The following is a 24,731-nucleotide window of genomic DNA, read 5'->3' as shown; positions in this document are numbered from 1 at the left end:
ACGGGTATGGAAGTGCAAGACGCCGTTATTCAGCAAGCCGAGCGGGTGAACCTGCTCGGTATGACACGCGCGAAAATGGAGGCCTGGTTGGTTTCCATTGGCGAAAAGCCCTTCCGTGCCCAGCAAATTCTTAAGTGGATCCACCACTCAGGTGTCGATGATTTCGAGCAGATGAGCAACATTGGCAAGCCCTTGCGCGCCAAGCTGGCTCAGCTCGCTGAAATCCGGCCACCGCGGGTGGTGCGCCAGCTCGAATCCAAAGACGGCACCCGCAAGTGGGCCGTGGAAGTTGGCGGCAACAATTTAGTCGAAACCGTATTTATTCCCGATGGCCAGCGCGGCACCTTGTGTGTGTCCTCGCAGGTTGGTTGCAGCCTGGACTGCAGCTTTTGCGCGACCGGTAAGCAGGGCTTTCAGCGTGACCTGACGGCATCGGAGATCCTTGGCCAGGTGTGGCTGGCAATCAAATCCTACGATGCGTTTGGCCCCGGTAAAAACCGCGTGGTGACCAATGTCGTGATGATGGGCATGGGCGAACCCCTGCTCAACTTCGAAAATGTTGTCGATGCCACCAATCTGATGATGGATGATTTTGGCTATGGCTTGTCCAAGCGTCGGGTTACCCTGAGTACTTCGGGTGTGGTGCCGATGTTGGATAAATTGGGCGATGTTTCCGAAGTGTCTTTGGCGGTGTCGCTGCACGCCCCCAACGATGCGCTACGCAACGAACTGGTACCCATTAATCGGCGCTATCCGATTGCGGAATTGTTGGCGGCCTGTCGTCGCTATCTCGACAAGCAGCCAGATAAACATCGCGTGGTGACGGTGGAATACACTCTGATCGCCGGTGTGAACGACAGCATGGAGCAGGCGCGAGAGCTCGCCGAGGTATTGCGCGAATTGCCGTGTAAGGTCAATCTTATCCCCTTTAATCCTTTTTCCCTGTCAGACTATCGGCGGCCGTCGAACTCTGCGGTATCGCGATTTTGGCAAGTGATGACTGATGCGGGCTATGTGACTACGGTGCGCACGACCCGAGGTGACGATATCGATGCGGCCTGTGGCCAGTTGGCTGGGCAGGTGCAGGATCGCACCCGGCGGGCTGAGCGCCATCGCCGCAAGGCGGAAGAAACGCAAACTATCCGAGTGATTTAAGAGGGAATGCAAGTGCCACATATGTTTACCGAGTACGGGTCTTTACGGCTGAGTTCTAAACGGTATGGTCGCGCACTGCTTCTGTTAATGATCACCGCGACACTGGCTGCCTGCGTGACCACCCATAAGGGCGGCTTTGCGGAAAAGGCTGATCAGCAAAAAGCTTATGAAACGTCGCTGCAACTGGCCAAAAGCTACATTGCCCAGGGAAACTGGGAGCAGGCCAAGCGGCATCTGCAGTTTGTGGAGTCTGTAGATCGCAACAATGCTGAAACACTAGAAGCGTTGGCGCTGGTTTACCAGAATACCGGTGAGCTGGAAATGGCCGAGCAATACTACCGTCGCGCGGTGGCTCAGGCGCCCAAGTCGATGCGAATTCGCAATAATTTCGCAGCATTTCTTTACCAGCAACAGCTTTATCGAGAGGCTGCCGAGCATTTGGAAGTGGTCACTGCCGAGTTGCTGTATGAGCGGCGGGTGGAAGCCTTTATCAATCTCGGTCGCTGTTATTTGAAACTCGATGAGCTCGACCGCGCCGAGGCGGCATTCAAGCGCGCATTGCTAATGCGCAGCGATAGCCCGCAGGTATTGCTGTCGCTAGCCGAGGTGGCGTATCGCCAGGCGCAGTACCCGGAGTCGCAACGTTTTTATGACGCCTTTCGCGATGTCGCGAAGCGCCAGTCAGCAGCTTCGTTATGGTTGGGTATTCGTTTGGCGGATATCTTTGACGATGAAAATGCCTACGCGAGCTATGCCTTGGCATTGAAAAACCTCTATCCGAAGTCAGAGGAATATCTGCTGTATAAAGCGTCGCTAGCAGGGGCTGGGCAATAGCCGTTATGCAACATACGCAGCAGGATAACTATACGGCGCCGCCTGGTTCGGTATTACTCGATGCCAGGTTGAGTGCGGGCAAGTCGGTTGGCGAAGTGGCTGACGCGTTGAACTTGCTGACCAGCCATGTTGAGGCCTTGGAAAGTAACGACTATTCCCGTTTTAACTCGCCGATGTTTGCCCGCGGATATATTCGCAGCTACGCGCGTTATTTTGGCTTAGACGAGGCGCCCCTGCTTAACGACTGCGAACGTATCTGCCGGCGCGACGATGAACAGGCGGAAAAAAAACGCCCGCAGGCGAAAATTCATGCGCCGGGGCAGGCCAAACTGTTATTTGCCCTGCTGGGCACCCTGTTGTTCTGGGGGATTAGCTATTTGTTGTTTAGTGGTCACAGTTCACCAGAGCTGGATGTCAGTTTGATGGAAGACCGCTATGTGCCGTTGCACGAGCTGCGGGCTCAGCCGTCTTTGGGAGAGTCGCTGCTAAAACTCCCGGAGGCGGAGTACCGCGCTGCCGATCCCCAGCTATATCACAATGCCTCGTTGCGTCTCGTGTTCAACGAAGACGTCTGGCTCGAAGTGAGGGACGCCCAGGGAGCGGTGCGCTTAAGTGGGCAGTTTGCCAAGGGCGAGCAGCGTCAAGTCAGTTTGCAGGGGCCGGTTCAACTCGCATTGGCTTACTGGCCTGCCGTAGACATCGAGTACAATCAGCAGCCGGTCGATCTCGACGGCTTGGCAGAGAGCAACGCCGTGCGCGTGCAGATAGGTGAATTATGAAAATGGAATCACCCATTAAACGCCGTAAGTCCCGCCAGATCCATATTGGCAAGGTGGCGGTGGGTGGCGACGCACCCATTTCGGTGCAGAGCATGACGAATACCAATACTTGCGATGTCGAGGCAACGGTGGCGCAGATCCGGCGTCTGGAAGCGGCCTGCGCGGATATCGTGCGGGTGTCGGTGCCGAGTATGGAGGCTGCTGAGGCCTTTAAGAAAATTCGTGAGCAGGTTGAGGTGCCACTGGTTGCCGATATCCATTTTGACTACAAAATCGCTCTAAAAGTGGCCGAGTATGGTGTTGATTGCCTGCGCATCAACCCCGGTAATATCGGTCGTGAGGACCGGGTCCGCGCAGTAATCGATGCGGCCAAGGCGCGAAATATACCCATCCGTATTGGTGTTAACGCCGGTTCGCTGGAAAAAGAATTGCAGCGCAAATACGGCGAGCCGACGCCGGAGGCGCTGGTCGAATCGGCGATGCGCCATATCGATATCCTCGATAGACTCGATTTTCAAGATTACAAACTCAGTGTTAAAGCGTCGGACGTTTTTATGGCGGTGGCGGCCTATCGGCAGATAGCCAGTCAGATTGAACAGCCCCTGCATCTCGGTATTACCGAGGCCGGTGGCCTGCGCGGCGGCACGGTCAAGTCGGCGGTGGGACTGGGCATGCTGCTGATGGATGGCATCGGTGACACTATTCGTGTGTCGTTGGCTGCTGATCCGGTGGAAGAGATTAAAGTCGGTTACGAGATTCTCAAGAGCCTTAAACTGCGTAGCAAGGGCATTAACTTTATCGCTTGCCCGAGTTGTTCCCGACAAAATTTTGATGTGATCGGCACCATGAACGAATTAGAGGCGCGTCTGGAGGATGTGACCACTCCGCTTGATGTGGCGGTCATTGGCTGTATCGTGAATGGCCCCGGCGAGGCGAAGGAGGCCGAGATTGGCTTGACCGGCGGCACGCCAAACAACCTGGTTTACGTTAATGGCCAGAAAGATCACAAGGTGCAGAACCCCGAGTTGGTTGATCATTTGGAAAAACTGATTCGCGACAAAGTCGCCGTTAAACAGCAACAAGACAAGGACCTGATCGCCCGCAGTTAATGTGCCGGGCGCAGCGTTAAAGGTATTCATTTGGCACGTATACAATCCATCCGCGGGATGAGCGATATTCTCCCCGAGGACTCGCCGCTGTGGCAGTATTTGGAGTCGACAGTCGCGACGCTGCTGGGCCGTTATGGTTACCGGGAAATCCGTTTTCCCATTCTTGAACAGACAGAATTGTTCAAGCGCTCCATTGGTGAAGTCACTGATATCGTTGAAAAAGAGATGTACACCTTTGCCGACCGCAACGGCGACAGTTTGACCCTGCGTCCTGAGGGCACCGCGAGTTGCGTCAGGGCCTGCGACCAGAATGGCTTATTGCACAACCAGATACAGCGTTTGTGGTACGCGGGGCCAATGTTTCGTCACGAGCGTCCGCAAAAAGGGCGGTTGCGTCAATTTCATCAAATAGGTGTGGAAACCTTCGGCTTAAATGGCCCTGATATCGATGCCGAGCTGATTTTGCTCAGCGCGCGCTTGTGGAAAGAGCTGGGTATTAGTGACGCGCTGACATTAGAGCTGAACAGTATTGGCAGCAGTGAGTCGCGGGCCCGCTATCGCCAGTCTTTGGTGGATTACTTAAGCCAGTTTAAAGAACAGCTGGACGCCGACAGCCTGCGCCGCTTGACTACTAACCCCATGCGTATCCTAGACAGCAAAGTGCCGGAAACACAGGCGCTGTTGCAGGATGCACCATTGCTGGTGGACTTCTTGGACGAGGCGTCCAGGGCGCACTTCGACGGGCTGTGCGCGCGACTCGATGCCGCTGGCCTGAGTTACACGCTGAACCCCAAATTGGTGCGCGGGCTGGATTACTACGGCCTCACGGTGTTTGAATGGACCACCAGCGCGCTGGGGGCGCAAGGTACGGTGTGTGCTGGCGGCCGCTACGATGGCTTGGTTGAGCAGCTGGGCGGCAAACCGACGCCGGCGGTGGGTTTTGCGATGGGCTTGGAGCGTCTGTGCCTGTTGTTGGAAACTTTACAGGCACTGCCGGAATCTGCGCCGCTTGCCGATGTCTATATCATCGCCAACGGTGAGGCCTGTGAAATACGGGCGCTAAGTTTGGCAGAAACCCTTCGCGATCAGTTACCCGGCGTTAAAGTGGTACTGAACTGCGGTGGTGGCAGTTTTAAAAGCCAGTTTAAAAAGGCCGACAAGAGTGGCGCTGCGCTAGCGGTGGTACTGGGTGAGGATGAGTTGGCGGCCGGAGAAGTAACCGTAAAGCCCCTGCGTGGCGATGCCCAGCAACAACAGTTGGCGTTGACTGCGTTGGCGGACCATATCAATAACACACTGTCTCAACAGTGCTGAGAGCTTGAGGAATAACGTGGATACCTACCGTACAGAAGAAGAACAAGTAGAGGCCATCAAGCGCTGGTGGCGCGAGAACGGCAAGTCGACGGTGTTCGGTGTTGCTATTGCGCTGACTTTAGTCTTTGGCTGGCGCGGCTGGAATAATTATCAGGCCGATCGCGCGGGCGATGCCTCGGTTATTTACGAAAACCTGCTGCAGGCTGACGCCGCAGCAAGTCGCGACAGCAGTAAGCGGCAAACCGCTGAGCATTTGGCTGACACCTTGAAAGATCGTTTCGCGGGCTTTAGTTATGGTCAGTATGCGGCGTTGATTAAGGCCAAGTATGCGGTGAAAGATGGCGATTATGCGGCGGCCGAAGCCGAACTGAATTGGGTGTTGCAGCAGGGGCCGGAATTGGCCGTTAAAGTGCAGACCCAGTTGCGACTGGCGCGTGTAAAGTTTGCCCAAGGCGAACTTGATGAGGCGCTGAATATTGTCGAGCCGCTGCAACAGGGCGCGGCGGCGGTGCAGGCGCTGGAGTTGCGTGGTGATGTACTGCGTCAGCAGGGTGAAACCAGCCAGGCATTGGCTGCTTATCGAGAAGCAAGTGCAATGAATCGCCGGCAAGAAAATCCGCTGAATAATCCGCTGCTGGAAATGAAAATCAACAGCTTGGCGACTCAGAAAATTGCTACTCCGCAAACAGCGGCCCAGAACTAGGGAATGCTCATGTCATTGTTTCGTCCGCTCGCCGTTGTCCTGTGTAGCGCTGTATTGGCCGCTTGTTCGTCTACGCCAAAGAGCAGTGATCCCGCGCCATTGACTGATTTCACTGAAATCAAACAGCTGAAAAAGGTTTGGTCGTACTCCTTGGGTGACGGTCAAGGTGAGGCCTACTATCGCATCGCGCCGGCCATCGATGGCGATGAAATTTTCATCGCCTCCGTGGATGGGGGCGTTGCTGCCCTGAATAAAAAAACCGGCAAGAAACTTTGGAAGAAAGCTCACAAGCTGACTATTTCTGGTGGGGTAGGGGTGGCTTCCACCCAGCTATATGTAGGGACTGCCGATGGCCAGGTCGCGGTACTGGACCGTTTAAGCGGCGATGTTCAATGGACAGCGGAAGTTGGCGGAGAAGTGCTGGGTGCGCCGGCAGGTAATGGCAGTGTTGTAGTGGTACAAACCTATAGCGGTTTGGTACACGGCTTTAACGCGCAAAGTGGTGAGCGGCTGTGGACTTATACTGCGCAGGTGCCGCGGTTGACCATGCGTGGCACCAGCAGTCCACGCATCGTGCGCGGTGTTGCACTGGTTGGCCTTGCCAATGGCCGTATTGTGGCCCTCGATGCCGACACTGGCAGTGTGCGCTGGGAGCAGCGGGTATCTGTGGCCCAGGGCAGTACAGAAATTGAGCGTTTGGTGGACGTTGATGGCCGCTTGTTACTGATCGAAAATGATCAGATCGTGGTGGTCAACGGCTATCAAGGCAAAGTCATCGCTATTGACATCGCCAGTGGTCGCCCCTTGTGGGCCAAGGATAATTCCAGTTATGTCGGTGCCGCCGAGGCACTGGGCAATGTGTATGTTGTTGATGCCAGTGGTGGTGTCAGTGCTATCGCCGAAGGCGGCCGGAGCATCGCTTGGACGCAAACGGTATTGGCCCGCCGTATTCTCACCGAGCCGGCGGCACTGAGTGGCGTGGTTGCGGTGGGTGATTTCGACGGCTACCTGCACTTGCTGGGGCAGCTCGATGGCCAATTGGTTGGCCGCAAGCGTGTAGACAGCGATGGTCTGCGAGCGCCGATGGCGGTCGACAGCAAGCTGCTTTACGTCTATGGCAACAGCGGCAAGCTGGTTGCCTATAAAATCCAGGATCGCTGAGCGCTTGGCTGAGGCGGTGTATTGTCAAATGAGAGAAGTATGGTTCCGGTAATCGCCTTAGTCGGCCGCCCCAATGTCGGCAAATCGACGCTATTTAACCGTTTGACCAAGAGTCGCGATGCGCTGGTGGCAAATTTCCCCGGCCTGACCCGCGACCGCAAATACGGTGATGCGATTCTCGGCGACCGCCATTTTATTGTTATTGATACCGGCGGTATCAATGGCGATGAAGAGGGCATTGACGAAGCCATGGCCCAGCAGTCGCTGCAGGCGATTGACGAGGCTGACGCGGTGCTGTTGATGCTCGATTCCCGCGCCGGTTTGATGCCGGCCGACCAGGGCTTAATCAACCATCTTCGCGGCTGTTCCAAGCCGGTGTTCTATGTAGCCAACAAAGTCGATGGCGCCGATCCCAATGTCGCCATGGCCGAGTTCTACCAGACCGGTGCCGCCGAGATTTATCCGCTTACCGCTACCCACGGCAAGGGGGTGAACAAGCTGATCGACGATGTACTGGAGCTGTTCCCCGAGGCCGATGAAGGTGCCGACAGCGTCAAGGCCACTGGCAAAAAAATTGCCGTGGTGGGCCGCCCCAATGTGGGCAAGTCGACGCTGGTAAACCGCATGCTCGGTGAGGAGCGGGTGGTGGTTTACGACCAGCCGGGCACGACTCGCGATAGCGTGTACATTAATTACGAGCGCGATGGCGAAGCCTATACGCTGATCGACACCGCTGGGGTGCGCAAGCGCCGCCATATCAGCGAGGCGGTGGAGAAATTTTCCATTGTTAAAACGCTGAAAGCCATCGACGATGCCAACGTCGTTATTCTGGTGATGGACGGCCGCGAAAATATCGTCGACCAGGACCTGCACCTGCTGGGGCAGGTGATCGATGCCGGGCGCGCGGTGGTGGTGGCGATCAATAAGTGGGACGGCCTCACCGCAGACCAGAAAAACCGGATTAAAACCGAACTCGATCGCCGCCTGCAGTTTGTCGACTTTGCCGAAGTGCATTTTATTTCGGCCCTGCACGGCACCGGTGTGGGCCACCTCTACGAGTCGATAGAGAAGGCCTATTACTCCGCGACACAGGAGCTGCAGACCCGCCGTTTGACCATGATTTTGGAGGGCGCGGTCTACGACCACGCGCCACCGATGATCAACGGTCGCCGCATTAAGCTGCGCTACGCCCATCCCGGTGGTCACAATCCGCCGATTGTGGTGATTCACGGCAATCAGACCAGCAAGGTTCCCAATAGCTATACCCGCTATCTGGAAAAAGTGTTTCGCCGCGAATTGAAAATGGTCGGCACGCCGCTGCGTATCGAATTCAAGACCTCGGATAACCCCTACGAGGGCAAAAAGAACCAGCTCAGCAAGCGCCAGATCGAGCGCAAGCGCCGTCTGGTCAGCTTTGTTAAGAAAAAAGACAGTAAGAAAAAGCGCGGCCGCTGAGCAATTGCAAGGCGCGCTGGTCTAAGCTGTTATGAGTGAACAATTTCCCAATATCGATATGGATAGCCCGGAGCGCATCGCCGAGTTTGTCGCTGCGTTTTACCAGCGCTTGCTGGCCGATGAGCGCCTGGCTCCTATTTTTGTCGAGGTGGCGGGCATTGATATACGGGAGCATTTTCCGCGTATTCAAGCCTATTGGGAAAAACTGCTGTTGGGCAGCAGTGATTACCAGCGCCACACTATGAATATTCACCGCGATCTACACGGTAAGCAGGCCCTCACCGCCGAAGATTTTCAGCGCTGGTTGCAGTATTTTCACGATACCGCCGATGCACATTTTGCCGGTCCAAAGACCGAGCGCGCCAAGATGATCGCCAGTCGCATTGCCGCCAACATGGAAAAAGCGCTGCATTCTTAACGGCGCTGTCTAGCGCTTTGCGCGCGTTACGGCGTCGCGGCCCTCATTTTTTTCCTTCTTCGTTCTTTTGCCCAGGTGGGCTTATTGTGCTGCCAATACCTCGTTATGGCCTCAGTGCGCGACGAGTGTGCCGCTTAGGGCCAGACAAAAGCCCAGCACGGCGCCCAGTGGGGGTGCCCAGTGTTTCTCCAGGCGCGACTGCGGGGCAATGTCTTGAAAAATTAAATAGAGCAGGCCACCCGAGGCAAAGAGCATGATGGTGGCCAGAGCTTGTGGGTGGCCATTCAGAAAGCTGTAGCCAGCTATCCCGGCGAGTGGTCCCAGCGGTACCAGGGCAGACATCAACAGCAAGTTGCGGCGGCTGTTGTGCTGCACGCTGTCGAGTTCTCGATAGGCATTAAAACCCTCCGGTAGATTCTGCAGGCCGATCAACAGCGCCATCAGCGCGGCGGTTGGCGCCCCGCTGGCCAGCATGCCACCCAAGGCAATGGCCTCCGGGATATAATCGAGCAGCATGCCCAGCAGTTGGGGAGACTCGCGGCGGCGCAGGCCCATGGCGCGTTCAATGCTGAAAAAGCACAGTCCGCCGCTGATGAGCGCGGCGACTGCCCATATCGGCTTGCTCAGGCCATTGAGGCCTTCCGGTACCAATACCAGGCTTACCGCACCCAGTAAGACACCGCCGCCAAAGGCAATGACAAAATGGCGGAATTCGTTCTCCAGCCAACCCGGCCCCAGGTGTTCAAAGCGCGCCAGCAGCCCCCCCAGTGGGATCGCCGCGCCGACCAGGCCGGTGTAGAGCAAAATTTGCAGCATGTCAGACATCGGCTGGCAGCCTCCGGTTGCGCGGATTATTTCTCGCTGCGCTCGGGGTTGGGCTGGCGCAGAATATAGATGCTCACCAGGGCTGCGATACTGCACAGGGTCGCGGTCACCCAGGGAATGCGCACAATCAGCAGGGCACTGCTCAATATCATAATCCACAGCAGCAGCAAAATAAGCACTTTGATCTTCGTGGGAATGCCTCGTCCCTCCATGTAGTAGCGAATATAGCGGCCAAACCAGGGGTGTTGAGTTAGCCAGTGGTAAAAACGCGGTGAGCTGCGCAGAAAACAGGCAGCACTGAGGATGAGAAAGGGCGAGGTGGGGACAACGGGTAATAACAGGCCGATCATGCCCAGCGCGAAAGAAAGCCAGCCAACGGCAATTAAGCTGTAGCGAATGAATAGATTGCTATGCTCGAAGGGTTCTTTCATCAATGTACTGCCCAAGGTTGTTGGTCGTGGTGCGACTGGCGGTGATCGTGCTGATCGTTTTTGTCAGCGCAGTGATCAGCTGCGACATTGTCTGGATTTCGCGCCGCGGAGATACTCGTTCGGCAAGCCAAATCTGCGCCAGTCTCTGCAGCTTCGACCATGGGGTCGTGCTGAGGTTGCGGAGCAGGGCATATTACCAAGGAGAGACGAAATGTCTTCATCGGCTGAAATTTTAAGTCAGGCCTTTACTCTAGGGTATACCTATACCCGTTCTACCGGCCCTATTGTAGGGAAGTTTCTCACTGCTTTACGCGACCGCAAAATGGTCGGTATCAAGGCCAGCGACGGCAAGGTGCTGATGCCGCCGGTGGAGTTTGATCCGGTTAGCGCCGAAGCACTGAGCGAATTCGTTGATGTTGCCGACAGCGGCGTGGTGAAAACCTGGACTTGGGTTAGTGAGCCGCGCAAGGCCCATCCCTCGGATAAGCCCTTTGCCTGGGCGCTGATTCAGCTCGACGGCGCCGATACACCGATGCTGCACTGGGTGGACGCTGGCGATGCCGAGCAGATGTCGACGGGAATGCGTGTCAAAGTGCGCTGGGCGGCTCAGACTCAGGGGTTTATTTCCGATATCAACGGCTTTGTCCCTGAAGCAACCGAGTTGTCGGAGGACTACCAAGCTAACAACGCCGAGGAGCCGGTAACCGGCATCGACTCGCCCAGTTACCTTACCTATAACTTTACGGCCGGTGAAGCGACCGCGCGTTACTTGGCGCAGTTGAAGAAGGGCAAGCTGGTCGGTCAGCGCTGCCCGTCTTGCGAAAATGTCTATATTCCACCGCGCGGCAGCTGCGCGGCCTGTGGGGTGGCTACTACCGATGAAGTCGAGCTGACCAATAAGGCGACGGTTGAGTCATTTACCATTGTCTATATCCCCATTCCCAACAACCCCATTAAGCCGCCCTACGTGATTGCCAACCTGGTACTCGACGGCGCCAATTTGAGCTTCTTGCACCTGCTTAGCGAGTGCAAGAATGAAGATGTGCGTATCGGCATGCGGGTGGAAGCAGTGTGGAGACCCGAAGAAGAATGGGGTTACGCCATGGAAAATATTCAGTACTTCAAGCCCATCGACGAGCCCGATGTTGCGGTGGAAGAAATTGGCAAATTGAAAAAAGGGGGCCGTTAAGATGCGCGATGTAGCTATTGTAGCCTTTGCTCAGTCTGACTGTGTGCGCGACGCCGGCGCTAAAAACGAAGTTGAGCTGATTATGCCGGTGCTGCAGGAAGTGTTTAAGCAGGCCGGAATTACCAGTGCCCAAGATGTGGATTTTACCTGCTCAGGTAGCTGTGACTATCAACAGGGTGCGGCATTTGCCTTTGTTGCTGGTGTCGACGCCTTGGGCGCGGTGCCGCCCATTAAAGAGTCGCATGTGGAGATGGATGCGGCCTGGGCATTGTACGAGTCCTGGCTGAAAATTCAGGGCGGTCAGGCGGAGTCGGCGTTGATTTATGGCTTTGGCAAGTCCTCGCCGGGCGAGTTGCCCATCGTGCTGTCTCAGCAGCTGGATCCTTATTACCTGGCGCCGCTGTGGGTCGATACCATCGCCTTTGCCGCCATGCAGGCGCGGATGATGCTGGATCAGGGCCTGATCACCGAGGCCGAGATGGCCGAGGTGGTGGCGCGCTCTCGCCGCAACGCCCAGAATAACCCCCACGCCCAACTCAAGGGCGATGTCAGCGTTGACGCCCTGTTGGCCGAGCCCGAGTACGAATCGCCGCTGCGTCGTCACGACTGCTGCCCGATTTCCGACGGCGCCTGCGCGATGGTGATTTGTACGGTTGAGAAGGCCAAGGAGTGGGGTAAGCCCTATGCGGTGATTAAAGGTATCGACCACCGCATCGAGACCCACCACATTGGCTCACGGGATCTTACCCAGTCGATTTCGACCAAGCAGGCGGCCGAGGCGGCCGGTGTTGCCCAGGGCCCGGTGGATATCGCCGAGCTGTATGCCCCTTTCAGCCATCAAGAAATTATTCTGCGCCGCGCGCTCAACCTGTCTGACGACACCGAGGTGAATCCGTCTGGCGGCGTGCTCGCGGGCAACGTGATGATGGCCTCGGGCCTGTCGCGTATCGGCGAAGTGGCAATGCGCCTGATCAATGGCGACGGCAAGCGCGGCGTCGCGCACGCGACCTCGGGTCCGTGCCTGCAACAAAACTTGGTAACTGTACTGGAGGCCCAATAATGGCTCAATTAGCTGCTGTGGTCGGCGTCGGTCAGACCAAATACAAAACTAAACGCGGCGATGTGTCGATCGCCGGCCTGGTGCGCGAAGCCGCACAAAACGCCCTGAATGATGCCGGTTTGGGCTGGGATGACATCGATGCGGTAATCCTTGGCAAGGCGCCGGATATGTTCGAGGGCGTGATTATGCCCGAGCTCTATCTGACCGATGCCCTGGGCTGTAATGGCAAGCCGATGCTGCGCGTTCACACCGCCGGCTCGGTCGGTGGGTCGACGGCAATTGTGGCGGCCTCTTATGTGCAAAGTGGCGTGTTTAAGCGCATTTTGACCGTATCTTTTGAGAAACAGTCAGAATCCAATGCAATGTGGGCACTGTCGAATCCGCAGCCCTTTTCACCCCACCTTAACGCCGGTGCCGGCGGCTATTTCGCGCCGATTATTCGCGAGTATATGCGCCGCTCCAATGCGCCCTATGACGCGGGAATTAAAGTAGCGGTAAAAGACCGTTTGCACGGCGCCAAAAACCCGCTGGCTCACTTGCAGCTGCCGGAGATTTCCATGAAGGAAGTCGAAGACAGCCCGATGCTGTGGGAGCCCTTGCGTTTCCTGGAGGCCTGCCCGTCGTCTGACGGTGCCTGCGCGATGGTGATTGCCAACGAAGAGCTGGCCGCGCAGTCGCCCGGCAAGCCGGCGTGGATTCGCGGCGCCGCGATGCGCTCTGAGCCGACCATGTATGCGGGTCGCGAGCAGGTTAACCCTCAGGCCGGCCGCGACTGCGCCAAAGACGTTTACCAGCAGGCCGGCATCAGTGATCCGCGCAAAGACCTCGACTGCGCCGAAGTCTATGTGCCGTTTTCCTGGTACGAACCCATGTGGCTGGAAAACCTCGGTTTTGCCGAAGAGGGCAAGGGCTGGGAGTTGACCATGAGTGGCGCGACCTCGCTGGATGAGGGCGGCGATATCCCCTGGAACTGCTCTGGGGGGGTGCTGTCATCCAACCCGATTGGTGCCTCGGGTATGATTCGCTTTGCCGAAGCCGCCCAGCAGGTGCGCGGTTTGGCCGGTGCCCACCAGGTTGACGGCGCGAAAACCGCACTGGGTCACGCCTATGGTGGCGGTGCCCAGTTCTACTCCATGTGGGTGGTCAGTAGCGACAAGCATTAACAAATGGTCATCAGCCATCCTGCCCAACTCGTCCCTTGGGAGGATGGCTGCTATCAAATACCCTTGCTACTGTGTTTGGCTATGCGCCGCACTGGCGGTTGCCTACCCGAGTATTGACGCAATACAAGACATAAGAATTTAACAAAATTGGCGCTGGCCCGTCTTAGCCGCCAATCTAACAGGGACCCACTATGAGCATGCATTTTAATCTTGCGGACTTGTTTGAAGCCGTTGCCGATAAAGTACCTAGCCGCGAGGCGCTGGTTTGCGGTAGTAGCCGCTCAACCTTTGCCGAGCTGGACGCTGGGGCCAATCGCATGGCCCACTACCTGAGCAGTCAGGGCGTTAAGGCCGGCGACCATGTCGGCCTGTATATGTACAACTGCAACGAATATTTGGAGGCCATGCTGGCCTGTTTCAAAATTCGCGCAGTGCCGATTAATGTCAACTATCGCTATGTTAAAGAGGAGCTGTTGTACGTCTTTGACAACGCCGATATGGTGGCCTGTATCCACCACCGCGAGTTTATTCCCCATATCGCTGAAGTACGCGCTGCGGCCAACAAGCTGAAGGTCTTTGTTTCTGTCGATGATGGCAGTGGCGAAGAGCTGTCGGTGATTGGCGCGGTGGATTATGCCGAAGCGGCTAAAGATCAAAGCGCCGAGCGCGACTTTGGCGAGCGCGCCGAAGATGATTATTTTGTGCTCTACACTGGCGGTACCACGGGCATGCCCAAGGGCGTGATGTGGCCGCATAAAAATGTCTTTTTCGCCGCGATGGGCGGTGGCGGTCACTTCTCCCCGCTGGGCCCCTGTGAAAAACCCGAAGATATTAGTGACCGCGTCGGCGAGCACCCTCTGGTGGGTATCGCACTTGCGCCACTGATGCACGGCGCCTCGTGGTGGTATGCCTGTATTCAGTTACTGGCGGGCAACAAGCTGGTGCTCAATCACAATCGTTCATTCGACGGTGAACAGGTGTGGCAGATCATTGCCGATGAAAAGGTCAACGCTGTACAGATTGTCGGCGACGCTATGGCGATTCCGCTGCTCGACGCCCTGGATGCCAACCCCGATCGCTGGGATTTGTCGGCGGTGTTCAATGTGGGTTCTGGCGGTGCGATCTTCTCTGACGCCAAACAGGAAGGCTTTAAAAAGCACTTCCCCAATGTCTTTATTACCAATGCCTTCGGCTCTTCCGAGAGTGGCCAAATGGGTATGGACAACGGCAGCCGCAAAAACACCACAGGCCTGGGCAATGTCAGTCGCACCGACTTTATGGATGTGATCACCGACGAGCCGGGTGAGCCCCACCGTCATGTCGAGCCCGGTGAAACCGGTATTTTTGCCCGCGCCGGCTATATTCCCATGGGTTATTACAACGACCCTGAGAAAACGGCAAAAACTTTCGTCGAAGTTGACGGCAAGACTTGGTTGCTGACTGGCGATGCTGCGAAGCTGGAAGAAGACGGCTCGATCACCGTGTTTGGCCGCGGCTCCAACTGCATCAACAGCGGCGGCGAGAAAATCTTCCCGGAAGAAGTGGAAGACGCGCTGAAAGCGCACGAAGGCATATTCGATGCGCTGGTTGTCGGCGTGCCCGACGAGCGCTGGGGTAACCGCGTGAGTGCGGTAATACAGGCTCGCAATGGCGTGCAATTGAATCTCGGCGAGGTTCAGGAGCACTGCCGCAAACATATTGCCGGCTACAAGGTGCCGCGCGAGGTGCATATCATTGCGGAAATCCCCCGTGCGCCCAGCGGCAAACCTGATTACAAAACGGCGAAAGCCTTTGCGTTAAGTGGTGAGGGCCAGGCTTCCTGAGCCGCCGGTTAGGGCGGCTTGCCGCCCTAATTCCCCCCTTTTAAATGCCAATGGCCGCCGCTTTTCGAAACAACCTATAACAACGAATAGTGAACGGAGCCAAACATGTCCACAGAACTGCCTATCAGTACCAATAACTGCATCGTCGAAAAAGACGGCCACGTGCTGCTTGTTACCCTCAATCGTCCCGAAGCAAAGAACGCCTTCAGCCCTGAAATGTTACTGGGCTTGTATAAGGCGTGGCGACTGTTGGATGAGGATGACGATCTGCGCTGTGCGATTCTGACCGCCAATGGCGACACCTTTTGTGCCGGCATGGACTTGAAGGCGGGTGCCGATGGCCAGCAGCGCAGCACTGAAGAGTTTATGGAATTGATGGCGACGGTGCCGAATATTCACTGGCAGGCGCTGCTGCGTGACAACCGCCCCTGCAAGCCGCTTATTTTGGCGGTGGAGGGCTATGCGCTTGCTGGGGGCACTGAGATTTTGCAGGGCACCGATATTCGTGTGGCAGCGGAAGATGCCATTTTTGGTGTGACTGAAGTGGCGCGAGGCCTGTATCCCATGTCGGGCTCGACGGTGCGCCTGCGCAAGCAAATTCCGTACTGCATCGCGGCGGAAATTCTGTTGTTGGGCGAGCATGTCAGCGCTCAGCAGGCGCTGGATTTTGGCTTGATCAATCGCATTGTGCCCAAGGGTGAAACCCTGAATGAAGCCAAGAAAATTGCCGCAAAAATTTGTGCCAATGGCCCCTTGGCGGTAAAGGCGGTGACCCGCTCGCTGCGTGAGCACACCGAGCACTTGGCCGAGGACGAAGCCATGCTGAAATCCGATGAACTGGCCGGCCCGGTGTTTGCCTCCAAGGATGCCAAGGAGGGAATGCGCGCTTTCAAGGAAAAGCGCCCAGCCCAATTTACCGGCGAATAGCGCTTGAGCAGCTGCCGCAGAGTGCTTGGTCGGCCCGCTCTCGCTAGCGCCCTATAAATGTGTACCGGTGTTTACCTGGTTAAACGCCGTTAAGAGGAGTTTATTAATGTCTGGCCCACTGAAAGGTCTACGTGTTATCGAAATGGCGGGAATTGGTCCCGGCCCCTATGCCTGTATGTTGTTGTCTGACCTCGGCGCTGAAGTGATTCGCATTGATCGCAGTGGCGCTGTGGGTCAACCCGGCGATGTCAGCACCCGCGGTCGCCGCTCCATCGCCTTGGACCTTAAATCCGAGCAGGGCTTGGCCTTGGCGAGGCAGTTGATCGACAGCGCCGATATTCTGGTTGAAGGCTTTCGTCCGGGGGTGATGGAAAAGCTTGGACTGGGGCCCGATGCCTGCCTGCACAGTAACGAGGGCCTGATCTACGGCCGGATGACCGGCTGGGGGCAACAGGGCCCGCTGGCCAAAACCGCCGGCCACGATATCAACTACATCGCCCTGAGCGGCATGTTGGCCTCTTTTGGCGACGCCGATCGCACACCGCCGGTGCCGTTGAACGTTGCCGGTGACCTCGGCGGTGGTTCGCTGTTTTTGATTATGGGTGTGCTCGCCGCATTGTATGAGCGCGGGCAGTCCGGCAAGGGACAGGTGGTTGACGCGGCGATTTGCGATGGCGCGGTATCGCTGATGACCACCATTCACGGTCTCAAGGGTATCGGCTTTTGGGATGACCAGCGCGATAACAATATGCTCGACGGCGGCGCGCCGTTCTACCGCAACTATGAGTGTCAGGACGGCCGCTATATCTCCTTTGGCTCTATCGAACCGCAATTCTACGCCTTGCTGTTGGACAAGCTCGGCGTCGATTTTGGCGGTACTGACTACAGCGTGCAGCTCAACAAGGCGGATTGGCCGCGTCAGCGTGAAGTGATTGCCGCCAGAGTGAAGGAAAAAACCCAGGCCCAGTGGTGCGAGATTTTCGACGGCAGCGATGCCTGCGTGGCGCCCGTTGTCAGCCTCGATGAGGCGGCTGACCACCCCCACAATGCGGCGCGCGGCAATATAGTGGAGCGCGATGGGGTGATGCAGAGCGCTGTCGCGCCACGGTTGTCGCGCACCCCCGGTGAAATACAGGGCTCGCCGGCGGTAAGCGGCGCGCAGAGTCGGGAGATCCTGCGCGAGTTGGGTTACAGCGACGCGCAAGCGGCGGAGTTGATCGCCAGCGCGGCGGTGGGTGAGGCCTCGGGAGGAGCCTAAGAATGGAACAAACTGAGGCCTTTTATCAAGTGCTACAGCGGCGTCGTTCGGTGCGCGCCTTTCGCCCAGAGCCAGTGGCCGAGGCGCAGTTGCAGCGCATTTTCAGTCAGGCACAGGCGGCGCCGTCGAACTGTAATACCCAGCCCTGGCTGTGTGCAGTGGCCAGTGGCGAGCCGCTTGAAACGCTGCGCAAGGGCATTCCCGAAGCCTTTGCTGCGGGCCAGTGGTCGATGGATTTTCCCTATGACGGTCAGTATGAGGGGGTGTACAAAGAGCGCCAGCACAAGGCCGCTGCTGACCTCTACTCGGCGATGGGGATAAGCCGCGACGACAAAGCGGGTCGCAACGCCCAGTTTATGCGCAATTTCGAGTTTTTTGGCGCGCCCCATGTCGCGTTTATTTTCCTGCCCGAGCCCTTTGGTCTGCGCGAAGCCGCGGACTGCGGCATGTACGCGCAAACGCTGATGTTGGCGCTGGCGGCCGAGGGTTTGGCCAGTTGCCCGCAGACGGCATTGAGCTTTAACGCCGACCTGGTGCGTGAAGTACTGGGCATAGAGGCCGATAACAAACTGTTGTTTGGTATTTCTTTCGGCCGCGAAGATACCGAGGCCAGTGTTAATCAGTGCCGCACCGAGCGCGCCGAAGCGGGCGAGTGTGTGCGGTTTTACGCGTAACTTTATTGAGAAAAAAGTATGAGCAATACCGTACTTCAACAGCTGGACGAGCAGGGGGTATTGCTGCTGACGCTAAACCGCCCTGAGAAGAAAAATGCCTTTAGCAACGAGCAGTGGTTGGCATTTGGTGAAGCCTTGGTCGCCGCCGAGGCCAACCCTGCGGTGGCCTGCGTGGTCGTCACGGGAGCGGGTAGCGATTTTTCCAGCGGTGTGGACCTGAATGATTTTTCAGACTCCGGGGAGGAGCACCCCTTCGAGCGCTGCGCGCGGCGTTTGGTCGATTTCAATAAGCCGGTCGTCAGCGCCGCCAAGGGCGTGGCAGTGGGTGGCGGTGCGACGCTGTTGCTGCATACCGATGTTGTTTACGTGGGCGAGTCGCTGCGTTTGCGTTTTCCCTTCACTGCCTTGGGATTAGTGCCAGAGTGGGGCAGCAGCTACCAGCTGCAGGCCGTGATCGGCGCCCGCAAGGCGGCGGAGCTGATGTACAGCTCGGAGTGGCTCAATGCTGAGCGCGCGGTAGACCTCGGCATCGCCACGGCAGCGTTTAGCGATGAAGAGCTGCTTGGCAAGGCCTTGGCGAAAGCGCGGGAAATCGCCCAGTGGCCGGTGAGTTCACTGGTTGAAACCAAACGCTTGATGCGTGAGGTGCATCGCAAAGCGATCCACGCTGCCATTGATGCCGAGCAAGCGGGCATGGCCAAACTTGCCGGTAAGCCTGAAAATATCGAGGCGGTGATGGCTATCCTGGAGAAGCGCGCGCCGGACTTTTCTCAATTTCGAAAATAGCGGCATTAACCCTCCCCCCCGAGTGGCTGTCGACGCAGCCACTTAATCGCTTCCTCCTGCAAACAGCCGATGGCCAACACTGGCGTTGGCGCCGACAATTCTTGGCCATACAATGAGCAGCCGCGCTGCAGAACCCGGTAGTGAGCGGGGGGCGCAAATGCATGGCAATTCTGGCAAGCGCTTGGCGATCGCCATTGATCAGTGCCTTAATGCAGCCAGTTAACTGGGATAGTTTCGCGCAGTAACAAGCCGGTATCGATAATTTGGCGGTGGCGGATATTGACCGTTGAAGGACATGAATGAATCAAGCAATGAAGAAAATTAAGGCCGAAGCCGTGTTTCAACAGGGCTTGGCGCTACCACCTCAGCTGGGCCCTAAGCGTTTTAAAAAACCACTGCTACACTTTTTAGTGCTGGGCTTACTGTTGTTTGCGGTGGATCAGTGGCGCGAGGTTAGGGAAAGCTACCGTATTATTGAACCCGACGCGGCTACTATCGACCGGGCGGCCCAGCAACTGCAGCAGTTGCAGGGCGCGGTGCCGACGGCGGCGCAGCGCGCGGGCTTGCGCGAGCGGGAGATTGACCAGCGGCTACTGTTTGCCGAGGCATTGCGCCGCAAGCTGCACCTCAGCGATTCTGTGGCCTATCAGCGCCTGCTGCTTAATGCTGAGTTTCTCGGCTTGCAGGGTGACGCCAAGGAGCAGCTCAAGGCCGCCTTGGCATTGGACTTACATCGCGGTGACGAGGTGATTCGCCGCCGTTTAATTCAGCGTATGGAGGAATTGGGCCGGCATTCTCAGCCCATTGCCGAGCCCCGCCGCGCCCAGCTGGAGGCACTGTATGCGCAGAGCCCAGAGCGTTGGCGGCAGCGGGCGATGTACAGTTTTAATCATGTGTTTATCAGTCGCGACAAGCCCGAGATGCAGGGGCGCGCCGCGCATATTGCCAGCGGCCTGCGCCGTGGTGAGTACTCGTTTGAACAGGCTATGGCCCTAGGCGACCGATTTTTACTCGGCCACCGTCTGCCGCTACTGTCGACTAGGGGAGTGGAGCAAAATTTTGGCCCCGGGTTTGTCGAGCAGCTGCAGGCTCAGGCGGACGAAGAGGGTATGTCCGCCGCCTGGTTGGGACCTTTAGTGTCCAGCTATGGTTTGCACATGGTGGAAATGATTGATTACCGCGCGGCGCGTTACCGCAGTGTCGATGAGGTCATGACCACCCTGCGTGACGAGTATCTTCGCGCCGAGCGCGAGCGCGCGCTGGCCGAGTTTGTGAGTGAATTGCGTCAAAAATATGAGGTAATCGCGCCGTGAAAAGCCTTCGACACTGTTTTATTTTACTGTGTGTGGCCTTGCTGGCGGCGCCGGCCTGGGCGCATAAAATGGCGCCTTCACTGTTGGACATTCGCGAATTGGCGGGCGGCGAGTACGCCGCGTTATTTCGCACGCCGGCCGACGCGCGCAAGCCGCCAACGCCGCGCTTTCCACAAGGTTGTGAGCCGGGTTCGCCTGTGGTCAATAGTCAGGGGACGGCACTGGAATGGCGTTGGACAATGACCTGTTCGGCGGGGCTTGCCGGCCTGACTTTTGCCGTTGACGGCTTGTTAGACAGTCAGACCACAGCGCTGTTGCGCATAGAGGGAGGCGATGGCCGGCTGCACGAACAACTGCTGCGGCCCGAGTCGGCGAGTTATACCGTGCCGGAGTCCGGGGTGGGTGCATCGCTGTGGCCACAGTATCTGTCCCTGGGTTTTAAGCATATCTTAATTGGCCTGGATCACCTGTTGTTTGTCACCGGCTTACTGCTGTTGGCGGGCAGCTGGCGACAGCTGTTAAAAACGGTAACGGCGTTTACCGTTGGGCACAGCGTTACCCTGTTGCTGGTCAGCCTGCAATGGATTCCGCACTGGGCGGCGCTGGTCGAATTGGCGATCGCCGCAACTATCTTGCTACTGGCTGTGGAGCTCAGTCGCCCGCGAGCTGATCGTGCGGGTTGGTTGGGGCGTCAGCAGTGGCCGATGGCCGCGGTGTTCGGTTTGATTCACGGTCTGGGTTTTGCCGGAGTGCTTGCCGAATTGGGGCTGCCCAGCGGGCGTCTGGTGGAGGCGGTGTTGGCGTTCAATATCGGCATCGAGCTCGGGCAGCTGGCCTTTGTGGCGGTATTGGCCCTGCTGCTGTTCGCCGCTGCACGGCGCGCCAGCGCGGCGCAGGGGCTGCGTTGGGCGGCGGTATACAGCATGGGCTCGGTGTCGGTGTTCTGGTGCCTGGACCGCGGCGCGACGCTGTTGTCTGAGATGGTGCTGTAGACAGGGCCTCGTCGTTATCGCCCCCGCGGGCTTGTTGCGGGGGCTGGGTCGCCGACTGCTCAGGCCATCAGCGGTGCAAAAGCGGCCATGTCGAAGTAGTCGCGCCAGTGACTGATCAGGCCGTCTCTCATTTCAAATACGCCCATTACCGGCAGTTCAATGCGTTTGCCGGAAAATTCCAGTATATCCAGTCGTTCATTCATCACCACGTCGCCCGCGCAGACTTGCTTGCGCAGCTGAAAGTCGATGTTTTCCGCACCGCTGATAAAGCCTTCAATAAACTCCCGGATTGCCCTTTTGCCGATATGTGCAGGCCCCATTGGCACATTGCAGTAGTGCGCATCGTCGTGGAAGAACGCCATGATGTCGTCGACTTGGCGGGCATTCCAGGCACAGAGGAAGTTGCGTATGAGTGCGTCATTTGAGGGGGTGTTGGTCATTGTCGGAGCTCCGCTCTACCACAAAAGGATTACGATGTTTCAATAATGGTTTACAGTGTAATCATGTGCCGGTACATTGGCAAGCTCACTGATAGCTTGAGAGTTTTGCTATGCGCGATGTTCTATTTCACGGCCGCCGTGTGGTCTTGTCCTACAGTATTCAACAATTGCTGCGACTGTCGGCGCGCCGTCGAGCGGCTCGTGATGGCGAAGTCGCTGCGCCGGCTGAGACGGCTATTCCCGACAATCCGCGTACTCCCGAGGACTTCCGCCCCCTTGAGAATGCCTGTTTCCAAGATCCCTATGCGTTTTATCGTATGCTGCGCGACGAGTATCCGGTCTACCAGTTGGCCAATGGCATTTACTGTGTGTCGCGCTTTGAAGATATCGTAACGGTCAGCCGCGATACGGAAACTTACTCCTCTACTCACCAGGGGGTTATCGCCGGATTGCGCAAGGGTAGCAGTGTTGCCCGCGCTGGCGAAAAACTGGCGGGCCTGGCGCGCCTGGGCATCGTACCTGGAGATGTGCTGGCCTTGTCTGATCAGCCCAAACACACTAATGAGCGCAAGGTTGCGCACCGTGGCCTGAACTCGCGGGTGGTGAAGGCGATGGAAGACGAGGTTGAAGTGCTGTGCCGGGAAATGATGGATGAATTTATCGCTGCCGGCGAAGTGGAATTCATGAGCGAGTTCGCCTGGCGTTTGCCGATGCGGCTAATTATCCGCATGCTGGGCTTTCCCGAAGCCGACTACGAAAAAATCAAAGACTGGTGTGTGCACGGTATTGCCACGCAGAGCGGCATTTCCAGTCCCGCAGAGTTGGCGTACAGCCGATCGGAAATGATGGCGTTTTTCCGCTACTGCTGGCGACAATTCTTGCGTGCCAAGCGCGAGCCGCGGGAGGATCTCAGTGCGATTTTTGTCCGCGGCGTTGCCGACGGTGCCATGGATGAGCAAACGGCCGTCTCCGGCATTCTGCAGCTGTTGTTGGCGGGCAGCGACTCCTCGGCCACCAGTATGGGCAATGCGCTGAAGCTGTTGATTGAAAATCCGCAGATACAGGAGGAAGTGCGCGCCGATATCGACGGCAAGTTGCCGGCCTTTATCGAAGAGGTGTTTCGTCTGGAGGCGGCATTCCAGGGGCATTTCCGCTGGACCAAGTGCGATACCGAGCTGGCGGGTGTGAAGTTGCCTGCCGATAGCCGCATTTTTTTGATGTGGGCGTCGGGCAATCGCGACGAGCGGGTGTTTGACGAGCCAGACAAGGTGCGCCTCGATCGCCCCAATGGCAAGAAGCACCTGACCTTTGGTCACGGCATTCACGCCTGTATCGGTCGCGAGTTGGCACGCACGGAAATTCGCATTGTGCTCAGGGAGTTTTTGCTGCGCACGGATAATCTGCGCATTGCCGGGCCGGCGCCGTTTATGGCGTCGATGTTTGCACACACGCTGCAGTGTTTGCCAGTGCGCTTTGATGCGCGTCACTAGACCGCGGTTGCGCGCTGCGATTTGTGGCGCGTGAATGTGTGCAGGGTGGGGGGCGGGCTGGAGCCCGCCCCCTCAGAAAAAAAAGCCCACGGTTGGTCCGGTGATACAGTTCCAGTCCAGTCGGACTTCGCGGCGCACAATCACAAATCCGTCGCCGCTTTCCTGCAAGATATCCCGGCGCTGACCGCTGTACAGCGTGTTGTCGCGCTCGTAACGACTGAAGTACAGCAGGAAGTTACTCAGTATCTGGTGCTGGCCGTCGCAGCTTTCCAGCCATTCAATATTGCTGATGTGTCGGCGGGTCCGCGCCGGCGGGTTGTCCGCCCAGGAGTGTTGGTGACAGGCGCGGTCGGCACGCAGCTTGAGAATTAGCCAGTTTTCATCGCGCAGCGGCAGGCAGTCGCTGTTCTGCGATTGCAATTCACACTGCTCATCGAGAAAGGCCTGTTGGCCGCGCAATGCGCTGTCGCGTTGGGCGACATATCGTGAGGGCATAAGGTATTGCACCTGTTCGCTGAGTAGGGCCGTCCAGTCCTGATAGCGGCGCTCGTCGAGCATGCGCGCTTCGCGGTAGTAAAACTGCTGAAGTTTAAAGTGGAATTCGGCGTTCATGCGCCCGCCCTCCGTAGACCGTTTTCGATATCTTGTCGCCAGCGCTGGTAGAACGCCCGCGCGTAGTGCTCGCTGTAGCAGGAGCCGATTTGACCCGGCAACTCGGGGTGGGGACCTTCGCTGCCCTGGCCCAACCCATAGTGCAGCGGGCTGTCGTCCATATAGCTGATATTGACGCCGTTGTACTGCTGGCTCCAGGCTTCGCCATCTTCCTGTTCGAGCAGACCGCCGGGGCCAAACATCAGGGTAAAGTTGCTGCGCAGCAATTTGCGTATCCCTTCGGGCGCATCTTTGGGCAGCAGCCACCACGACCAGTAGTCGATTTCACCGGGGCCACGGGGGTGGCTGACCCGCAGGGTCGAGTTTGACCACAGCAGTGACAAATTGGGGTAGACACCGTAGGTCAGGCCCTTGATGCGCGCGCCGACCTTGCCGATGCACTCTTCGGCCATGGCTTGGCGTTCCAGCAGGTATTCGCGGTATTCGGCGTTGCCGCTCAGCGCGGCAATACCTTCCAGTCCCCAGGCGCGGGCGCTGTCGTCGCTGTCTTCGGGCATCAGTCGCACTGCGGCGCCATGGCCGGGGCGGGGGACATGGCGCATCAGGATCTTGCCGACGACGGGGCCGTTGCCGTGGGTGACCACCAGCTCGTTGTCGAGGAGCGCCAGCGGCAGCAGCGCCCGGGCCGTGCTGGCGGCGATCTCCTTCTGCTCCTTCGAGGTGCCCTCGATGTCCTCCGGATGCGTGGCGTTGCCGCCGATGGCGACGAGAATCCGGTTCGGGATGTCGAAGGGGGGAGCCATGGCGCGTCTCTCAGGTT

Annotated in this window: 25 protein-coding genes; 20 read left to right on the top strand and 5 right to left on the bottom strand. The window is 57.6% G+C overall.

What is annotated here, in order from left to right; genetic code table 11:
* Nucleotides 1-6 precede the first annotated feature (6 nt).
* From rlmN to ABYM29_RS01360, 9 genes are all read left to right on the top strand, one after another.
* The gene (gene rlmN / locus ABYM29_RS01400; RefSeq protein WP_372861176.1) at nt 7-1,155 is read left to right on the top strand and encodes a 23S rRNA (adenine(2503)-C(2))-methyltransferase RlmN; all 1,149 of its coding nucleotides are present in this window, start codon (nt 7-9) and stop codon (nt 1,153-1,155) included.
* 87 nt (nt 1,156-1,242) lie between these two features.
* Entirely contained in the window at nt 1,243-1,989 is a 747-nt protein-coding gene (gene pilW, locus ABYM29_RS01395; RefSeq protein WP_372861173.1) for a type IV pilus biogenesis/stability protein PilW, read from the top strand.
* A gap of 5 nt (nt 1,990-1,994) precedes the next feature.
* A complete protein-coding gene (locus ABYM29_RS01390) occupies nt 1,995-2,768 on the top strand; it encodes a helix-turn-helix domain-containing protein (protein WP_372861171.1) in 774 nt (257 codons plus the stop codon).
* Nucleotides 2,765-3,877: a flavodoxin-dependent (E)-4-hydroxy-3-methylbut-2-enyl-diphosphate synthase gene (gene ispG / locus ABYM29_RS01385; protein WP_372861168.1), complete on the top strand. Its 1,113-nt coding sequence runs from the start codon at nt 2,765-2,767 to the stop codon at nt 3,875-3,877. Before ABYM29_RS01390 ends, ispG begins: the two co-directional genes overlap by 4 nt.
* Before the next feature lie 30 nt (nt 3,878-3,907).
* Entirely contained in the window at nt 3,908-5,191 is a 1,284-nt protein-coding gene (gene hisS, locus ABYM29_RS01380; RefSeq protein WP_372861165.1) for a histidine--tRNA ligase, read from the top strand.
* Nucleotides 5,192-5,207: 16 nt separating this feature from the next.
* Entirely contained in the window at nt 5,208-5,894 is a 687-nt protein-coding gene (locus tag ABYM29_RS01375; protein WP_372861163.1) for a YfgM family protein, read from the top strand.
* Between the two features lie 9 nt (nt 5,895-5,903).
* The gene (bamB, locus tag ABYM29_RS01370; RefSeq protein ID WP_372861160.1) at nt 5,904-7,055 is read left to right on the top strand and encodes an outer membrane protein assembly factor BamB; all 1,152 of its coding nucleotides are present in this window, start codon (nt 5,904-5,906) and stop codon (nt 7,053-7,055) included.
* A gap of 39 nt (nt 7,056-7,094) precedes the next feature.
* Nucleotides 7,095-8,510: a ribosome biogenesis GTPase Der gene (der, locus tag ABYM29_RS01365; protein ID WP_372861157.1), complete on the top strand. Its 1,416-nt coding sequence runs from the start codon at nt 7,095-7,097 to the stop codon at nt 8,508-8,510.
* Nucleotides 8,511-8,541: 31 nt separating this feature from the next.
* Nucleotides 8,542-8,928, top strand: coding sequence for a group III truncated hemoglobin (locus ABYM29_RS01360; RefSeq protein ID WP_372861154.1), 387 nt, complete (start codon nt 8,542-8,544; stop codon nt 8,926-8,928).
* A gap of 111 nt (nt 8,929-9,039) precedes the next feature.
* Here the strand turns inward: ABYM29_RS01360 and ABYM29_RS01355 are convergent, their stop codons facing one another.
* A complete protein-coding gene (locus ABYM29_RS01355) occupies nt 9,040-9,753 on the bottom strand; it encodes a ZIP family metal transporter (RefSeq protein WP_372861151.1) in 714 nt (237 codons plus the stop codon).
* 26 nt (nt 9,754-9,779) lie between these two features.
* Nucleotides 9,780-10,184 carry a YbaN family protein gene (locus ABYM29_RS01350; RefSeq protein ID WP_372861149.1) on the bottom strand — a complete coding sequence of 135 codons (405 nt, stop codon included), beginning with the start codon at nt 10,182-10,184 and terminating at the stop codon, nt 9,780-9,782.
* 211 nt (nt 10,185-10,395) lie between these two features.
* Between ABYM29_RS01350 and ABYM29_RS01345 the strand changes: the two genes are divergently transcribed.
* From ABYM29_RS01345 to ABYM29_RS01300, 10 genes are all read left to right on the top strand, one after another.
* Nucleotides 10,396-11,373 (top strand): Zn-ribbon domain-containing OB-fold protein, encoded by a 978-nt coding sequence (locus tag ABYM29_RS01345; RefSeq protein ID WP_372861147.1) that lies wholly within the window; start codon nt 10,396-10,398, stop codon nt 11,371-11,373.
* A 1-nt stretch (nt 11,374) separates the two neighbouring features.
* Complete coding sequence (locus tag ABYM29_RS01340; RefSeq protein WP_372861145.1) at nt 11,375-12,433, top strand: thiolase domain-containing protein; 1,059 nt, start codon at nt 11,375-11,377, stop codon at nt 12,431-12,433.
* Complete coding sequence (locus tag ABYM29_RS01335; RefSeq protein ID WP_372861142.1) at nt 12,433-13,596, top strand: thiolase domain-containing protein; 1,164 nt, start codon at nt 12,433-12,435, stop codon at nt 13,594-13,596. Before ABYM29_RS01340 ends, ABYM29_RS01335 begins: the two co-directional genes overlap by 1 nt.
* A gap of 191 nt (nt 13,597-13,787) precedes the next feature.
* On the top strand, nt 13,788-15,419 hold the full coding sequence (locus ABYM29_RS01330; protein ID WP_372861139.1) for an acyl-CoA synthetase: 1,632 nt from the start codon (nt 13,788-13,790) through the stop codon (nt 15,417-15,419).
* A gap of 105 nt (nt 15,420-15,524) precedes the next feature.
* The gene (locus ABYM29_RS01325) at nt 15,525-16,346 is read left to right on the top strand and encodes a crotonase/enoyl-CoA hydratase family protein (RefSeq protein ID WP_372861136.1); all 822 of its coding nucleotides are present in this window, start codon (nt 15,525-15,527) and stop codon (nt 16,344-16,346) included.
* Nucleotides 16,347-16,452: 106 nt separating this feature from the next.
* The gene (locus ABYM29_RS01320; protein WP_372861134.1) at nt 16,453-17,604 is read left to right on the top strand and encodes a CaiB/BaiF CoA transferase family protein; all 1,152 of its coding nucleotides are present in this window, start codon (nt 16,453-16,455) and stop codon (nt 17,602-17,604) included.
* Between the two features lie 2 nt (nt 17,605-17,606).
* Nucleotides 17,607-18,278, top strand: coding sequence for a nitroreductase (locus ABYM29_RS01315; RefSeq protein ID WP_372861132.1), 672 nt, complete (start codon nt 17,607-17,609; stop codon nt 18,276-18,278).
* A gap of 18 nt (nt 18,279-18,296) precedes the next feature.
* Nucleotides 18,297-19,064, top strand: coding sequence for an enoyl-CoA hydratase-related protein (locus tag ABYM29_RS01310; protein WP_372861130.1), 768 nt, complete (start codon nt 18,297-18,299; stop codon nt 19,062-19,064).
* Between the two features lie 299 nt (nt 19,065-19,363).
* Entirely contained in the window at nt 19,364-20,377 is a 1,014-nt protein-coding gene (locus ABYM29_RS01305) for a hypothetical protein (protein WP_372861127.1), read from the top strand.
* Nucleotides 20,374-21,369, top strand: coding sequence for a HupE/UreJ family protein (locus tag ABYM29_RS01300; protein ID WP_372861125.1), 996 nt, complete (start codon nt 20,374-20,376; stop codon nt 21,367-21,369). The genes ABYM29_RS01305 and ABYM29_RS01300 overlap by 4 nt, the downstream gene beginning before the upstream one ends.
* Before the next feature lie 59 nt (nt 21,370-21,428).
* Here ABYM29_RS01300 and ABYM29_RS01295 read toward each other — a convergent pair whose 3' ends face one another.
* Nucleotides 21,429-21,809, bottom strand: a complete 381-nt coding sequence (locus tag ABYM29_RS01295; protein ID WP_372861123.1) for a nuclear transport factor 2 family protein — start codon at nt 21,807-21,809, stop codon at nt 21,429-21,431.
* A 110-nt stretch (nt 21,810-21,919) separates the two neighbouring features.
* Between ABYM29_RS01295 and ABYM29_RS01290 the strand changes: the two genes are divergently transcribed.
* Complete coding sequence (locus ABYM29_RS01290) at nt 21,920-23,299, top strand: cytochrome P450 (RefSeq protein WP_372861121.1); 1,380 nt, start codon at nt 21,920-21,922, stop codon at nt 23,297-23,299.
* A 72-nt stretch (nt 23,300-23,371) separates the two neighbouring features.
* On the opposite strand, the gene ABYM29_RS01285 is transcribed toward ABYM29_RS01290, so the two are convergent.
* A complete protein-coding gene (locus ABYM29_RS01285) occupies nt 23,372-23,911 on the bottom strand; it encodes an aromatic-ring-hydroxylating dioxygenase subunit beta (RefSeq protein ID WP_372861119.1) in 540 nt (179 codons plus the stop codon).
* A partial coding sequence (locus ABYM29_RS01280) for an SRPBCC family protein (RefSeq protein ID WP_372861116.1) occupies nt 23,908-24,731 on the bottom strand: 824 nt, incomplete at its 5' end. The genes ABYM29_RS01280 and ABYM29_RS01285, both read right to left, overlap by 4 nt.

This window comes from Spongiibacter sp., from assembly GCF_041602295.1.
GTDB lineage: Bacteria > Pseudomonadota > Gammaproteobacteria > Pseudomonadales > Spongiibacteraceae > Spongiibacter.
Note: the sequence above shows the minus strand (reverse complement) of the source record. Positions and strands in the feature narration are given on the sequence as shown.

What these genes read in the sequence shown, in the direction of transcription:
- ABYM29_RS01305 (WP_372861127.1), top strand. Translation starts at nt 19,364, where the DNA reads ATGAATCAAGCAATGAAGAAAATTAAGGCCGAAGCCGTGTTTCAACAG.
- ABYM29_RS01335 (WP_372861142.1), top strand. Translation starts at nt 12,433, where the DNA reads ATGGCTCAATTAGCTGCTGTGGTCGGCGTCGGTCAGACCAAATACAAA.
- ABYM29_RS01285 (WP_372861119.1), bottom strand. Translation starts at nt 23,911, where the DNA reads ATGAACGCCGAATTCCACTTTAAACTTCAGCAGTTTTACTACCGCGAA.
- ABYM29_RS01340 (WP_372861145.1), top strand. Translation starts at nt 11,375, where the DNA reads ATGCGCGATGTAGCTATTGTAGCCTTTGCTCAGTCTGACTGTGTGCGC.
- ABYM29_RS01355 (WP_372861151.1), bottom strand. Translation starts at nt 9,753, where the DNA reads ATGTCTGACATGCTGCAAATTTTGCTCTACACCGGCCTGGTCGGCGCG.
- der (WP_372861157.1), top strand. Translation starts at nt 7,095, where the DNA reads ATGGTTCCGGTAATCGCCTTAGTCGGCCGCCCCAATGTCGGCAAATCG.
- ABYM29_RS01315 (WP_372861132.1), top strand. Translation starts at nt 17,607, where the DNA reads ATGGAACAAACTGAGGCCTTTTATCAAGTGCTACAGCGGCGTCGTTCG.
- ABYM29_RS01320 (WP_372861134.1), top strand. Translation starts at nt 16,453, where the DNA reads ATGTCTGGCCCACTGAAAGGTCTACGTGTTATCGAAATGGCGGGAATT.
- rlmN (WP_372861176.1), top strand. Translation starts at nt 7, where the DNA reads ATGGAAGTGCAAGACGCCGTTATTCAGCAAGCCGAGCGGGTGAACCTG.
- ABYM29_RS01330 (WP_372861139.1), top strand. Translation starts at nt 13,788, where the DNA reads ATGAGCATGCATTTTAATCTTGCGGACTTGTTTGAAGCCGTTGCCGAT.
- ABYM29_RS01345 (WP_372861147.1), top strand. Translation starts at nt 10,396, where the DNA reads ATGTCTTCATCGGCTGAAATTTTAAGTCAGGCCTTTACTCTAGGGTAT.
- pilW (WP_372861173.1), top strand. Translation starts at nt 1,243, where the DNA reads ATGATCACCGCGACACTGGCTGCCTGCGTGACCACCCATAAGGGCGGC.
- ispG (WP_372861168.1), top strand. Translation starts at nt 2,765, where the DNA reads ATGAAAATGGAATCACCCATTAAACGCCGTAAGTCCCGCCAGATCCAT.
- ABYM29_RS01350 (WP_372861149.1), bottom strand. Translation starts at nt 10,184, where the DNA reads ATGAAAGAACCCTTCGAGCATAGCAATCTATTCATTCGCTACAGCTTA.
- bamB (WP_372861160.1), top strand. Translation starts at nt 5,904, where the DNA reads ATGTCATTGTTTCGTCCGCTCGCCGTTGTCCTGTGTAGCGCTGTATTG.
- ABYM29_RS01310 (WP_372861130.1), top strand. Translation starts at nt 18,297, where the DNA reads ATGAGCAATACCGTACTTCAACAGCTGGACGAGCAGGGGGTATTGCTG.
- ABYM29_RS01325 (WP_372861136.1), top strand. Translation starts at nt 15,525, where the DNA reads ATGTCCACAGAACTGCCTATCAGTACCAATAACTGCATCGTCGAAAAA.
- ABYM29_RS01290 (WP_372861121.1), top strand. Translation starts at nt 21,920, where the DNA reads ATGCGCGATGTTCTATTTCACGGCCGCCGTGTGGTCTTGTCCTACAGT.
- ABYM29_RS01360 (WP_372861154.1), top strand. Translation starts at nt 8,542, where the DNA reads ATGAGTGAACAATTTCCCAATATCGATATGGATAGCCCGGAGCGCATC.
- ABYM29_RS01295 (WP_372861123.1), bottom strand. Translation starts at nt 21,809, where the DNA reads ATGACCAACACCCCCTCAAATGACGCACTCATACGCAACTTCCTCTGT.
- ABYM29_RS01390 (WP_372861171.1), top strand. Translation starts at nt 1,995, where the DNA reads ATGCAACATACGCAGCAGGATAACTATACGGCGCCGCCTGGTTCGGTA.